This is a genomic window from Terriglobia bacterium (assembly GCA_020073205.1).
GTDB lineage: Bacteria > Acidobacteriota > Polarisedimenticolia > Polarisedimenticolales > JAIQFR01 > JAIQFR01.
Map to the genome: position 1 here is coordinate 16,276 of JAIQFR010000050.1, position 13,445 is coordinate 29,720.

Consider the following 13,445-nt stretch of genomic DNA (forward strand, 5'->3'; position numbering starts at 1 on the left):
TTTTTGGCGGTTCCAGACCTTTCCGTTCAACGCTGCCCCCGGGTCCGCCGCGCTCGCCGGCGGAGTTCGGAACGGCGGATTATACTCCCACCCCTCCGGGAGCGCCGTGGGCGCCGCCCGGACCAGGAGCGGCCTTGGCACCGATGACGCCTCCGGCCCCCTCCCGCATCCGGCGCGTCGCGGGGATCCTCGTCGTGCTGGCGGCGACGGCCGCCGGCGGCTCCGCCGCGCGGTCGGCGAAGGCCCCCGAAATCAAGGACTGGCCCGACGGTCCCGTCCGCTACATCATGTCGGACTTGGAGGTGCGCGCCTTCAAGCAGTTGAAGGACGACGCCTCGCGGGCGATCTTCGTCGAGCGATTCTGGGCGAAGCGGGATCCGACCCCGAACACTCTGGCCAACGAGTACCGCCAGATGTTCTGGCAGCGGGTCAGGGAGGCCAACGACAAGTTCGTCGACAGCTCCAAGCCCGGGTGGATGACCGACCGCGGGAAGATCTTCGTCCTCTACGGGCCGCCCACGTCGATCGAGGAGGACTCGAACGCCCAGATCGAGGGGTTGACGCCGACCACGACCCGCGGGCTCATCCGCTGGCTCTACGAGGGGCGCCCGGCTCCCAACAAGTCGCTTGACACCATCGTCGTCGTCCCGTTCGCCCGCGACGTCTCGGGGGAGTACAAGCTGTCGCAGGATCCACGGCTCGCCAGCGTGTTCTTCGATTTCGACGCGCTCAAGGACAAGAACTCGGCGTTCTGGAACAACTGGCTGAGCACCCGGGCCTGGCCCGGAGGAAAGAACGACCTCGGCGTCATGCTCGACCAGGGCACGCTGCAGGCGATCCCGTCCCAGGAGGAGTACCTCATCGGGCGGGTCGAGACGTTCGAGACCTATGCCGCCCACTCGGTCGCGGCGGAGGTGGACCGGTACCGGCCTCAGGGATTCGAGGGGAAGACGCTCGTGACCGTCACGGTGAGCATCCCCGAGCGCGACTACGAGACCGTTCCCTCGATCCTCGCGAGGTTCACGCCGCTCGATGCCACGAAGGCCCAGCGCATCCTCGGCGAAGGATCGTTCCACGTCGACGGATCGGGGAGCGAGAGGGTCGCGCAGGGACGGCTGTTCCTGGACCCCGGGACCTGGACGCTCACGATCCTCGTCGCGGATCCGGAGGGGAAGAGCAACGGCATCCAGCATTCCGACCTCGAGCTCCCGGCTCCCAAGGCGGGCCTCGGCGTCAGCGACGTGGTCCTCGCCCGGTCGCTCGAGCCGGTCGCTTACGCGTCGCTGGCCTCGTACGAGGAGCCGTACCTCGTCGGGTCGTTCCGCGTCGTCCCGCTGCCCGGCAGGTCGCTCCACCGCGGCGACGCGGTGAACGTGTTCTACGAGATCTACGGCGGGCACCCTCCCTACCGTGTCGTCTACCGGATCGAGGGGAAGGAGAACGACGGGCGGTTCACGGCGCTGGGGAAGCCTGTCGTGCTGGATCCGGCCCAAGGGGCGCAGGGCTGGTCGCTCCCGACCGGCGACCGCTGGCCGGCGGGCGATTACCGCGTCCGGATCGAGGTCACCGACGCGGCCGGAGGCTCGGCCACGGCGAGCGTCCCGTTCGCGCTGGCCGCTCGCGAGCCGTCCTGATCCGGTGCTCCCGATGCATCGACACGCGCCGGCGTCAGCCGTGCTCGTCCTGCTCGGGCTCCTCGCTTCGTCCGCGTCGGCGAGGGCCGGCGGCGACGCCGCGGAAAAAGTCTCCGCCGGCGGCTCTTTGGCGTGGGTCTTCTCCCGCGATCTCGACCTCCTCGGCGACCTCCGCGCCGACCTCCCCTTCGCCGTGGCGGGCGGCCGAAGTGTCTACCTCTCGGTGGACGCCCTCACCGCCATCGAGAAGGCCACGTCGAGCTTCACGTTCACGGTGCGTGAGGTGGACTCCACCCTCGAGGCGGGCCTCAGGAGCCCACTCCCGTCGGGGCGCGTGATCTCGGTGTTCGCGGGACGACGCGGAAAAGAGAGGGTGGACGCCGCCTCTGACCCGTTCGTGACGTACGTCGGCGCCGGCGTCGAGTCCCCGGGCTTCAGGGGCGCGTCCTGGTCCCGCCCGCTCGAATGGCACGTGGAGGCTTCGGTCGTGGCGGCTCGACGGGACGTCGAGGCCACGGCGCTGGCGCAGGGAGACGTGAGGTGGCTCCACCGCGCGCGCGGGCTCGCGGTCGGCGCCGACGCGAAGGTCGACGTGCTCGCCGCGCGGGGTACCGGGTTCACGGCCGACGTCGCGGCCGGCCCCAGGATCGACTTCGAGCTTCCCGGCGGGCGGCGGGTCGCGTTCTTCGCTCGCTACCTCCGATCGCGCCAGCCCCTGGGAGTCCAGGTCACCTCTCTGACCGCGGGGTTCGATTACGCCGAGGGACCGTTCGCGGGACCCGCGCCACGCCCCACGCCGCCCGACGTGGGCGGGAGCGTGGCGGCGGGGACCGGCGGCGGTCGCTCCGCAGGACGCCTCGAGATCCTCGTGCTCTCTCCCCCCTTCCTGGGCCTCTGCCGCGCCGTGCTGGACGTCGACGCGAACGTGCTGACCGGGCGGGACACCGACGAGCTCTACTACCTCTACGACCTGGGCGTCGAGCGCGAGACCCGCGGCCGGGTGCTGGGCATCTACGCCTACCACCGCTCCAACCACCAGCTCGCGCATCCGAACGACACGATCACGAGCCTGAACGTGATCGAGGCGGGGCTCGAGTCGCCGGGGTACGGCCGCGCCGTGCCGCTCGCCGCCGGGTCGCGCCTCGGGATCCTCGACTATCGCGCGAGGGCCGGGGCGGTGGTCCAGTCCACCGGAACCGCGTCGCGGCGCTGGAACGCCCGCGGCGGCGTCCGCTGGTCCCTTCCACGGGAGGGGTGGCGCGCCGTTCCGTTCCTGAGGCTCGAAGCCGAGGACGGGCACGTGAGCCGGCGCGCTGCGGCCGCCGGGGCCGCCCTTCCCGTCGGGGTCGCGATCGCCGCGGAGTGGCGGCGGGATGACCAGTACTTCGGCCGGGCGAAGAGCGCGTGGCTCCTGACGGCGAGCCGGTCGTTCTAGGTCCGGCTGCGCCGAACGGTGCCGCCACGAGCCTTCGCGGACCGCGCCAGGTAGCGGTCGCGCAGCTCGATCAGGCTCAGGGAGGTCGCCTCAACCGGCGCCGGGTCGCCCCGGGACGCGCGGACCTGCCGGCGCGACGCGACGCGCTCCGGCCGGCCGGCGGCCCCGCGAGACTCCCGGTCCGGGTCGAGCCGGGTGACCGGCATGGCTTCGACTCCTCCGGGGAGACGCACCCTGAGCTTCCGGATCGCGAGTTCCGGCGCGAGCGCCGCGGTCCGAGACGCCAGCTCCAGGAGCTGCGCGGCGAGCGCCTCCGCCCAGCGCCGCTCCGGGACCTCGACCTCGAGGGTGCCGCGCTCGACGCGCACCGCACGGGCCCGGTCCGCCAGCACGCGGCCCGCCGCGCGCCGCCAGGCGTCGGCCAGCACGAGCTCGCGGGCGCGGTGCGGCGGGAGCGACAGGCCGCGCGCTCCCGGAGCGCCCAGCGTCTCGAACCCGCGATCGCGCCGGCGAGTCCCCATGCGGCGATTCTACGCGGGTCGCGCCGCGTCGACTATAATGCGGCGCCGGGAGGAGCGGCGTGAGCCACTGCATGTTCCGTACGAGCTGGGGAGGCGCGCTGTTCTGCCAGGATCCGGCGTACCTCGAGGGGTTCTGCAAGTTCCACCACGCGGCGCTGCTCCGCGGCGAGATCAACGAGCGCGGCGTGATCAACGAACGCCTCTCGGACCAGGCACGGCGGCGCGAGATCAACTTCCACGGAATCCAGGGGACCGACGGCACGTACGTGGAGGAGTGAGCGGTCGCCCTCGATCACCCTTCCGTAGGTTGCCCATCCAGCGGGTGCGCCGAGAGCCAGCTCTGCAGGATCAGCACGGCCGCCAGGGAGTCCACCACCTCGCGTCGACGCGCGCGTCGCACGCCGCCCTCGATCAGCGCCCGCTCGGCCTCCGCCGTCGTCAGCCGCTCGTCCCACAGCTCCACCGGAACGGAGAGCGAGGCCTCGAGCCGCCTCGCGGTCTCCCGGGCGTCGCGGGCGCGCTCCCCTTCCTCGCCGGAGAGGTGGAGCGGGTGGCCGACGACGATCCGGGAAACCCCGTGGCCTGCCACGAGCTTCGCGACCGCCCGGACGACCTCGCGGCTCCCCGTCCGCGCGAGGTTCCCCGCGGGCTGCGCGGTGAATCCCAGCTCGTCCGAGAGCGCCAGGCCGATGCGAGCGTCACCCAGGTCGAGCGCCAGGACGCGCCCGCGCACCAGGGTCACGGCCCGGTCCCGCCTTGCGAAGCGGGGGCCCCGGCGGAAGGAGGGGCCGCTCCCGCACTCGCCGGCTTCGCCTTCGCGAGGGCCGCCTGGACCCAGTGCAGCATGTCCGGATCGTCGGGATAGCGGCCGGTCAGGAAGTAGAGGTAGCTCTCCTCCGAGACCACACGGTTCTGCGCGTCGAGGAACGCGCGCGTCTCGCCGATCCGCTTCCCCTGGTTCCCCGTGTAGACGATCCGAGTCGAACCCTCGACTTCTTCGTTGCCGCTCGCCGTCCCGCCGTACGCCCCGAACACGAAGTCGATCCCGGGGACGTCACGGACGACCTGGCGGGCGTCGAATCCGCTCAGCTCGCCGAGCAGCACCACGACGTCCGAGGCCTTGCGGACCTCCGGCAGGTAGCGGCGCACCCTCTCCGCCGGCTGGGCGATGGCGAGATTGCTTCCCGCGGGGCCCGCCTTGAGGAACACCGGGTTGTAGCGGACGACGCTCATCACGCCGACGCGCACCGGAGGCTTCCCGCCGCCCCGCCGTGCCTCGACGATCACGTACGGCTTGAACACCGGATCGCTCGACCCCTTCCGCACGAGGTTCGTCGAGACGAAGTCGAACGGCACGCCGTGCGTCTTCTTGGCCAGCTCGTCGTAACCCAGCACGAGATCGCGCTCGGCGACGCCCGCCGCGGAGTACCCGAGACGGCCCATCCCCTCGAGAAGCGCGGTCGTCTTCGCGTCGCCCTCGGGCGACGGGTTGTCCGAGAAGTTGCCCGAGTCGAGGAGCACGATGGCCGCGTCGGGAAATTTCTGCTGCAGCTGCTTCTTGAGCCAGGCCCGCCGGGCCAGGCCCCCCGCGGGGTTCAACTTTCACCCGCACGGCTCCAGGTAGCCGATGACGTCCCCGGTGTACAGCAGGATCAGATCGGGAGCGCTCCCTGCGGCCACCAGCACGTCGGACGGGGGTTCCAGGCTCCGCGCGGGGGGACCGGTCGTGGGCGCCTGAGGGGTCTCGGCGCGGGCGCCGAGCGCCGCGGCCGCGACGAGAGCCGACAAGGCGAGTACCGACCATCGTCTCATCTCGTGTTCCCTCTCCTCGATCGCCCCCGGCCCAGAAGCGGCGATTATAGGAGTCCACTCCCCGAGGCGCCAACGGGCCCGGCGGTTGACAGGGGGACCGGCCGGCCGGGAAGATGAAGCGTGCCACTCTTCCTCGCCTCGGCCTCTCCGCGGCGCCTCGCGCTGCTCCTCGAGTCCGGCCTCGACCCGGTTCCGTGCCCCACCGGCGTGCCCGAGGAGCCGCTCCCGGGCGAGTCCGCGGAGGCTCACGTCCTCCGCCTCGCGTCGGCGAAGGGAAGGCACGCGCTGGCCCGCCTCGCGGCGAGCCGGGCCACGGGCCTCGTCCTCGCGGCGGACACCGCGGTGGTGCTGGGAGGCGCGATTCTCGGAAAGCCCGCCGACGACGCCGACGCCGCCGCCATGCTGCGCCGGCTATCCGGCCGAGCCCACGAGGTGCTGACCGGGGTCTTCCTCGCCCGGATCGGCGACGCCCGTCACGCGGAAGCCGTGGAATCGACCCGTGTGACGTTCCGGCCCTTCGGGGAGTCGACCGTCCTCTGGTACGTAGGGACCGGCGAGCCGCGGGACAAAGCGGGAGCGTACGGGATCCAGGGCCGAGGCGCGGCGCTCGTCCTCGGGATCGAGGGCTCGTGGTCGAACGTGGTCGGACTGCCGCTCGAGATCCTGCCGCGGCTCTACGCGGCGATCGGCGAGCCCTGGCCCGCGGCGGCGTCCCCCCCGCGTCCGGAGTGACCGCGCTCCGTGCCGCGACCCGGTCAGGGCCTCCACCTGAGCTTCGGCTTCCTCGCCGCCGCGGTCTCGTCGAGACGACGCAGCGGAGTGGTGTGCGGAGCGCTCTTGACCAGCTCCGGGTCCGTTCGAGCCTCCTCGACGATCGCCTTGATCGCGGCGACGAACGCGTCGAGCTCCTCCCGGCTTTCCGTCTCGGTCGGCTCGATCATCATCGCGCCGTGAACGATCAACGGGAAGTAGACGGTCGGCGGGTGGAAGCCGTAGTCCATCAGCCGCTTCGCGATGTCCAGGGTCCTGACCCCGGTCTCCCTCTCGAGATCGTGGTCGGCGAACACCACCTCGTGGAAGGACGGGGAGGCGTAGGGCAGCGTGAGCACCCCCAGGAGCCCCTTCCTCACGTAGTTCGCGTTGAGGATGGCGGTCAGGCCGGTCTCCCTGAGACCGCGGGCGCCGAGCGCGCGGATGTAGGCGTACGCCCTGACGAACATCCCGAAGTTCCCGTGGAACGACCGGACCCTTCCGATGCTGTGCGGTCGATCGTGCTCGAGCCGGTAGGCGCCCGACTCCTTCACGACGCGCGGAACCGGCAGGTACGGCTCGAGGTGCCGCTTGACCGCGACCGCGCCGGCCCCCGGCCCGCCGCCGCCGTGCGGCGTCGAGAACGTCTTGTGCAGGTTGAGGTGCATGACGTCGACGCCGGCGTCCCCCGGGCGGGTGATGCCGATCATCGCGTTCATGTTCGCGCCGTCCATGTAGAGCATGGCGCCGCGCTCGTGGAGGATCCGCGCGATCTCGACGAGATCCTCCTCGAACACCCCCAGCGTGTTCGGGTTCGTCACCATCAGCGCCGCGACGGTTCCGTCGACGCGGCGTCTCAGCGCTTCGAGATCCACGCACCCCTTGGCGTTCGAGGGAATCTCCTCGACGCCGTATCCCGAGAACGACGCCGTCGCCGGGTTGGTGCCGTGCGCCGAATCGGGAACGAGGATGATCTTGCGCGGGTCGCCCCGGGCTCCGAGGCAGGCCCGCACCAGCATGATTCCGGTGAGCTCGCCGTGCGCCCCCGCCGCCGGTTGGAGCGTGACCGCGTCCATCCCCGTGATCGTGGCCAGGAGCCCTTCCAGCTCGTGCATCAGCTCGAGGCAGCCCTGGGCCAGTTCCTCCGGAGCGTAAGGGTGGACCCGCGCGAAGCCGGGAAGCCGGGCGGCCCACTCGTTCAGCTTCGGGTTGTACTTCATCGTGCACGAGCCGAGTGGGTAAAGACCCCTGTCCACCGCGTAGTTGAGCATCGAGAGGCGGGTGAAGTGGCGGACGACCTCGGGCTCGGACAGCTCGGGCATCCCGTCCACCCGCTCCCGGAGGAGCCCGGGCTCGATGGGGTCCGCGGCGTCCGGCACGTCGAGGGGCGGAAGGTCGATTCCGATCCGCCCGGGCCCCCCCTCTTCGAACAGGAGGCCCGACCGATCGCGGCTCCGCCGGGCGCGCGCCGCGGGGGTCTCCGATGTGCCGTCCATCACAGCACCTCCGCCATGGCCGCCGCGTAGGCGTCCGAATCTTCGCGGCGCGTGCGCTCGGTGACCGCGACCAGGATCCGTTGGCGCATCTCCGGGAACCACCTCGAGAGGTCGAGCCCGCCGAGGATCCCCTTCCCGCGGAGCGCCTCGAGAACCTCGGCGGCGGGCCGCGGGAGGTCGAGGACGAACTCGTTGAACACGGGCCCGGCGAACGCGCGCTTCACGCCTTTCACGGCGGCGAGCTTCCCGGCGGTATAGGACGCCTTCGCCCGGTTCGCGAGGGCGATTCCGCGGAGGCCTTCCCTTCCGATCAGCGCCAGGTGGATCGTCGCCGCCGTCATGCACAGCCCCTGGTTGGTGCAGATGTTCGAGGTCGCCTTCGCGCGGCGGATGTGCTGCTCGCGGGTGGAGAGGGTCAGGACGAAGCCGCGGCGCCCCTCGAGGTCGGTGGTCTCGCCCACGATCCGCCCGGGCATCTGCCGGACGTATCGGTCGCGGGCCGCCATGAATCCGAGGTACGGCCCGCCGAACGACAGCGCGTTCCCGAACGCTTGCGCCTCGCCGACGGCGACGTCGCACCCGAGGGCGCCGGGGCCCCGGAGCACGCCGAGGCTGTACGGCTCCGCGACGACCGCCACGGCCGCCGCTCCCTTCGCCCGGGCCTCCGCCGAGATCCGATCGAGCCGCTCCACGACCCCGAACGCGTTCGGGCTCTGCACCGCGACCGCCGCGGTGCTCTCGTCCACCGCCGCGCCCAGGGCCCGCGGGTCCACTCGGCCGTCGTCCCCCCACGGCACGGCCGTGAGCGAGAGGCCGAGGTTCCTGAAGTACGTCCTTACGGTCGCGAGGTACTCCGGATGGAGAGTGCCGGCGACCACGATCCGGTCGCGCCCCACGACCCGGCTCGCCATCAGCAGGGCCTCGACCACCGCGGTCGCTCCGTCGTAGAGCGACGCGTTGGCCACGTCCAGCTCCGTGAGCATGCACACGAGGCTCTGGAACTCGAAGATCGTCTGGAGGGTCCCCTGGCTGATCTCCGGCTGATACGGCGTGTAGGAGGAGTAGAACTCCGTCCGCGACAGCAGGTGGTCCACCGCGACCGGGACGAAGTGGTCGTACGCCCCCGCCCCCAGGAACGAACGGTAACAGCCGGTGGAGGCGTTCTTCATGGATAGCTCGGACATCCGGTCCTGAAGCTCCATCTCGGACAACGGCGGGGGAAGATCCAGTGGTCCCCGGAGCCGGAGTTCCTCCGGCACGGTGGCCACGAGATCGTCGGGGCCCGAAGCCCCGATGTACTGAAGCATCGCCTTCCGGTCGGCGGGTCCGTGCGGCAGGTAGCGCATCATGGTCGCGTCTCCCGCGGGAGCTCGAGGCTCCCCGTTACTTCGCGACGAAGGCGGTGTAGGCGTCCGCGTCCATCAGCCGGTCGGGCTCCTTCGGGTCCTCGAGCTTCAGCTTGCAGATCCAGCCCGCCCCGTGGGGGTCCTTGTTCAGCGTCTCGGGGGCGTCGGACAGCGCGGCGTTCACCTCGGTCACCAGGCCTGAGACCGGCGCGTAGACCTCGGACACCGCCTTCACCGACTCGATGGTCCCCAGGGTCTCGCCGGTCTTCACGCGGCGTCCGACCGCGGGCAGCTCGACGTACACGATGTCGCCCAGCTCGTGCTGCGCGAAGTCGGTGATGCCGATCGCGCCGACGTCCCCGGTGGCCGCGACCCACTCGTGCTCCTTCGTGTAACGCATCTGCTTCGGGTACATCTCGGCCTCCTCCCCGCCGGCCGCCCCGGGCCGGCGCATCCATGGCGGGCCGGGAGCGCGTCCGGCCCCGCGCTCTCCGGAATCACTTGGGACGCTTGTAGAACGGCGTCGGCACCACGACCGCGGGCTCGCGCCGTCCTCGGATCTCCACCTCGAACCGAGTTCCGGGCTCCCACGACCCGTCGGGAAGGTAGACGAGCCCGATGTTCTTCCTGAGGAACGGGGCGAAGCTCCCGCTCGTGACCGCCCCCGCGGGCCTCCCGCCCACGAAGGCCGGGAAGCCGTGGCGGGCGACGGCGCGCCCCTCCGTCTCGAACCCCACGAGCTTCCTTTGGATCCCCTCTTCCTTCTGGCGCGCGAGCACGTCGCTGCCGACGAACGGCCCCTTCTCGAGCTTGACGATCCAGCCGAGGTCCGCCTCGAGCGCGGTGGTCGTGGCGTCGATGTCGTTGCCGTAGAGCGCCATCTTCGACTCGAGACGGAGCGTGTCGCGGGCCCCGAGTCCGACCGGCACGAGACCGTGGGGAGCCCCCGAGCCGAGGACCGCGTACCAGATCCGCTCTCCCGCGTCGGGCGGCGAGTAGATCTCGAAGCCGTCCTCGCCGGTGTACCCGGTCCGCGAGACGATGCACGGGACGGAGTCCACGTCGGCGCGGACGAAGGAGTAGTACTTCATCGACGCCAGGTCCGCGGCCGCGAGGGGCTTCAGGATCTCGAGGGACCTCGGCCCCTGCAACGCGATCTGCGCCCAATCGGCCGAGGCGTCGGCCACCTCCACGTCGTACCCCTTCGCGCGGTCGCTCATCCAGGCGAAGTCCTTTGCCGTGTTCGCGGCGTTCACCACCACGAAGAAGTACTCCTCCCCCATCTTGTAGATGAGGAGGTCGTCCACGAAGGCCCCGTTCGGGGTCATCAGGCCGCTGTAGTGGATCCGGCCCGGCACGAGCTTCGACACGTCGTTGCAGGTCACGTGCTGGAGGTACCCCTGCGCCTCCTTTCCGGTGACCAGGACCTCGCCCATGTGGCTCACGTCGAACAGGCCGGCGCGGGTCCGGACCGCCACGTGCTCGTCCACGACCCCGGTGTACTGGACCGGCATGTGCCACCCGGCGAACTCCACCATTCGGGCTCCGGCCGCCACGTGGGCTCGGTGAAGCGGAGTGTGCCGAAGTTCCTGCTCGTTCGTCACGGGGTCCTCCCGGAGGAAGAAGTGAACGTTGGGAAAATTGGGCGGAATGGTACCACAGCGTCGAGGCGCCGTCAGTCCCGGAACGAACGTAGGAGCGCCGATTCGAGCTCGTCGTCGGTGGGCGCCCCGGCGACCGACGACGCGGGATAGCCGGCCCGATCGAGCGCGGCCGCCGTGACCTCGCCGATCGCCACCCGCCTCGCGCGGCGCAGCCCCCCCGCCGCCGCCGCGCTAGAGCCGGGGACGGCCTCGAGCAGGAGCCTCACCGCCGAGGGCGACGCGAACACCACCGCGTCGAGATCGCCGGTCGCGAGCCTCGCCGCCGCCGCCGGTGCGCGCGCCGAGGCGAGGGTCCGGTACACCGCGACCTCGTCGACCTCCGCCCCCGCGGCGGCGAGCGCCTCGGGCAGGACTCGACGGACCGACTCGGCCCTGGCCCACAGGACGCGCGTGCCGGGCCGGACCTCCCCTCGAAGCTCGGCCGCGAGCCCGTCGGCGCGGCTTTCCGCCGCGACCCTTTGGACCACGAATCCCGACTCGCGGAGCGCCTTCGCCGTGCCGGGTCCGACCGCCGCCACGCGGACCCTGACGTCCCCGGGCTCCTTCCCCACACGCCTCAGCGCCTCGGCGAAGAACCGCACGCCGTTGGCGCTGGTGAACACCAGGAGATCGTAGCGATCGACTCGCTCGGCGGCGGATCGCGCCTCGGGAGCCTCGGCCAGCGACTCGAACGCCACGACCGGCTCAGTCACGACCCGCGCCCCGAGGTTCGCGAGACGTGCCGCCAGCTCGCGACCTTCGGATTCCGGCCGGGTGAGCAGGACCGTCCTCCCCTCGAGGGGCCGCTCCCTGGACATCGCGCGTTACGCCTGCGTCGCGGCGCCGCCCGGTGCGGCGCTCCGGGCGTCTGTGAGGATCGCCTCGCCCCCCGCGGCGAGGAGGCGATCGGCGAGACCCTCGCCCAGCCGGGCGCCGTCCTCGGAGCCCCCTTCGGCACGGTCGCGCAGGAGCCTCCCGCCGTCGGGATCGCCCACCATCGCGTCCAGGAGGATGCGCCCGTCCACGATCCGCGCGTGCGCCGTCGCCGGCGCGAGGCAGCCTCCGCCCAGGCGACGGAGGAAGGCGCGCTCCGCGAGTACGCAGAGGAGCGTCTCGGAATCGGTGAGGGTCGCGAGCCGGCGGCGGATGGCATCGTCCCGCTCCCGGCACTCCACCGCGACCGCCCCCTGGCCCACCGCCGGTAGACAAACCTCGGTCGGGATCGGCCGGATCGGGACCTCGCTGATTCCGAGTCGCTCGACGCCGGCCAGCGCGAGGACCATCGCCCCGAATCGTCCCTCGCGAAGCTTGCGGATCCTCGTGTCGACGTTCCCGCGGACGAGGCACGTGGCGAGGTCCGGCCGCGCGTGGAGGAGCTGCGACCTCCGCCGCGGGCTCCCGGTCGCCACCACCGTCCTCGCGGGGATCTCGGCGAACGACCACCCCTCGACGGACAACAGCGCATCCCGCGGATCGTGCCTCGGCAGGACCGCCGCGACCTCGAGGCCTCGGGGCTGCTCCGTCGGCAGGTCCTTGAGGCTGTGCACGGCCAGATCGATCCTACCTTCGAGGAGCGCGTCCTCGATCTCCTTGACGAAGAACCCCCGGCCCTTAAGGTCCCCGAACGGACGGTCCGCGACCCGGTCCCCTTCGGTCTTGATGATCGCGAGCTCGACGGCGAGCCCCGGGCTCGCCCGCTCGAGGAGCCGGGACACGTGCCGCGCCTGCCAGAGGGCCAGCGGGCTCCCGCGCGTCCCCAGCACCGCCCTCTCCGGACTACCCATCGTGGTTTCCGGTCGCGGGGCCGCCTAAGGCCCTCGGCGAAGCGGACTCCACCTCCCGCCCCCTCCCGTCGGCGGCGGCCGCGAGGTCGTCGGGAATGTCGAAGATCCGCCGGTAGAGGCCGGCGACGTCGCTTCCGCTCCCCTCGCTCGCGCACCCCTTGAGGTGGCGGATCGGGTGGTGGAGGATCTTCTGGACCACCCCGCGGGTCAGCTCCTCCACCGCCTGCCGCTGCTCGTCCGAGAGGGCCCCGAGCTTTCGCCGGAACCGCTCGATCTCGGACCGGCCGATGCCGTGCAGCCGCTCGCGGAGCGCGGTGATGGTCGGCGCGAGGTCCAGCGACTGGCGCCATCGCGCGAACGACTCGACCTCCCCTTCGATCATCGTGGCCGCGAGCTCGGCCTCGCGCCGCCGCTCCTCGAGGTTCGAGTCCACGACCCCCTGGAGGTCGTCGATGTCGTAAACGTAGACGTTGTCCAGGTCGTTCACGTCCGGCGCCACGTCCCGCGGCACCGCGATGTCGATGAGAAACAGGGGGCCGCGACGGCGGGCGCGGGCCGCCTTCTGCACGATGGCCTTGGTCAGGACGGGCTCGGCGGCCGCGGTTCCGGTCACCACGATGTCCACGCGCTCCAGGAAGACGAGCCCCTCGTCCCAGTTCACGGCCTCGCCCAGGAATCGCTCGGCGAGCGCCGCGGCGCGGCTGTAGGTCCGGTTCGCCACGACGATGCGGCTCACCCCATTCGAGACGAGGTGCCGCGCCGCGAGCTCCGTCATCTTCCCCGCGCCCAGCAGCAGCGCGGAACGCCCTCTGAGGTCTCCGAAGATCTTCTTCGCCAGCTCCACCGCGGCGAACGCGATCGAGACGGCGTGGCGGGAGATCCCGGTCTGCGTGCGGACGCGCTTCGCCGCCGCCAGCCCCTGCTGGAGGAGGTGGTCGAGGACCGCGCCGGTGGTCCCGGCCTCGCGCGCGACCTCGTAGGCCCGCTTGACCTGGCCGAGGATCTGCGGCTCGCCGAGCACCAT

At 71.7% G+C, this 13,445-nt stretch carries 15 protein-coding genes; 4 read left to right on the forward strand and 11 right to left on the reverse strand.

Translation table 11 applies throughout. The features are described 5' to 3' along the window. Positions 1-143 precede the first annotated feature (143 nt). Complete coding sequence (locus LAO51_11755; protein ID MBZ5639412.1) at positions 144-1,634, forward strand: GWxTD domain-containing protein; 1,491 nt, start codon at positions 144-146, stop codon at positions 1,632-1,634. A gap of 13 nt (positions 1,635-1,647) precedes the next feature. Beyond that, positions 1,648-3,069 (forward strand): hypothetical protein, encoded by a 1,422-nt coding sequence (locus LAO51_11760; protein ID MBZ5639413.1) that lies wholly within the window; start codon positions 1,648-1,650, stop codon positions 3,067-3,069. Here LAO51_11760 and LAO51_11765 read toward each other — a convergent pair. Next, on the reverse strand, positions 3,066-3,590 hold the full coding sequence (locus LAO51_11765; protein ID MBZ5639414.1) for a DciA family protein: 525 nt from the start codon (positions 3,588-3,590) through the stop codon (positions 3,066-3,068). The genes LAO51_11760 and LAO51_11765 overlap by 4 nt on opposite strands. A gap of 59 nt (positions 3,591-3,649) precedes the next feature. Here LAO51_11765 and LAO51_11770 point away from each other — a divergent pair, with 59 nt between their 5' ends. Further along, positions 3,650-3,868, forward strand: coding sequence for a hypothetical protein (locus LAO51_11770; GenBank protein MBZ5639415.1), 219 nt, complete (start codon positions 3,650-3,652; stop codon positions 3,866-3,868). 14 nt (positions 3,869-3,882) lie between these two features. Here the strand turns inward: LAO51_11770 and ruvX are convergent, their stop codons facing one another. Genes ruvX through LAO51_11785 form a run of 3 tightly spaced genes read right to left on the reverse strand, consistent with a single transcriptional unit; the run spans position 3,883 to position 5,402 of the window. Beyond that, on the reverse strand, positions 3,883-4,323 hold the full coding sequence (ruvX, locus tag LAO51_11775) for a Holliday junction resolvase RuvX (GenBank protein MBZ5639416.1): 441 nt from the start codon (positions 4,321-4,323) through the stop codon (positions 3,883-3,885). Positions 4,324-4,328: 5 nt separating this feature from the next. Beyond that, positions 4,329-5,189, reverse strand: coding sequence for a hypothetical protein (locus LAO51_11780; GenBank protein MBZ5639417.1), 861 nt, complete (start codon positions 5,187-5,189; stop codon positions 4,329-4,331). 3 nt (positions 5,190-5,192) lie between these two features. Then, on the reverse strand, positions 5,193-5,402 hold the full coding sequence (locus LAO51_11785) for a hypothetical protein (GenBank protein MBZ5639418.1): 210 nt from the start codon (positions 5,400-5,402) through the stop codon (positions 5,193-5,195). Between the two features lie 120 nt (positions 5,403-5,522). On the opposite strand from LAO51_11785, the gene LAO51_11790 reads away from it, so the two are divergent. Next, entirely contained in the window at positions 5,523-6,134 is a 612-nt protein-coding gene (locus LAO51_11790; protein ID MBZ5639419.1) for a Maf family protein, read from the forward strand. A 23-nt stretch (positions 6,135-6,157) separates the two neighbouring features. On the opposite strand, the gene gcvPB is transcribed toward LAO51_11790, so the two are convergent. From gcvPB to hemA, 7 genes are all read right to left on the reverse strand, one after another. Further along, a complete protein-coding gene (gene gcvPB, locus LAO51_11795) occupies positions 6,158-7,648 on the reverse strand; it encodes an aminomethyl-transferring glycine dehydrogenase subunit GcvPB (GenBank protein MBZ5639420.1) in 1,491 nt (496 codons plus the stop codon). Further along, entirely contained in the window at positions 7,648-8,994 is a 1,347-nt protein-coding gene (gene gcvPA, locus LAO51_11800; GenBank protein MBZ5639421.1) for an aminomethyl-transferring glycine dehydrogenase subunit GcvPA, read from the reverse strand. The genes gcvPB and gcvPA overlap by 1 nt, the downstream gene beginning before the upstream one ends. Before the next feature lie 37 nt (positions 8,995-9,031). Beyond that, complete coding sequence (gcvH, locus tag LAO51_11805; GenBank protein MBZ5639422.1) at positions 9,032-9,409, reverse strand: glycine cleavage system protein GcvH; 378 nt, start codon at positions 9,407-9,409, stop codon at positions 9,032-9,034. Positions 9,410-9,491: 82 nt separating this feature from the next. Then, positions 9,492-10,598, reverse strand: a complete 1,107-nt coding sequence (gcvT, locus tag LAO51_11810; GenBank protein ID MBZ5639423.1) for a glycine cleavage system aminomethyltransferase GcvT — start codon at positions 10,596-10,598, stop codon at positions 9,492-9,494. Positions 10,599-10,669: 71 nt separating this feature from the next. Next, entirely contained in the window at positions 10,670-11,455 is a 786-nt protein-coding gene (locus LAO51_11815) for a uroporphyrinogen-III synthase (protein MBZ5639424.1), read from the reverse strand. Positions 11,456-11,461: 6 nt separating this feature from the next. After that, entirely contained in the window at positions 11,462-12,421 is a 960-nt protein-coding gene (gene hemC / locus LAO51_11820; protein MBZ5639425.1) for a hydroxymethylbilane synthase, read from the reverse strand. After that, positions 12,414-13,445: glutamyl-tRNA reductase (gene hemA / locus LAO51_11825; protein ID MBZ5639426.1), on the reverse strand; the 1,032-nt coding region annotated here is incomplete at its 5' end. The genes hemC and hemA, both read right to left, overlap by 8 nt.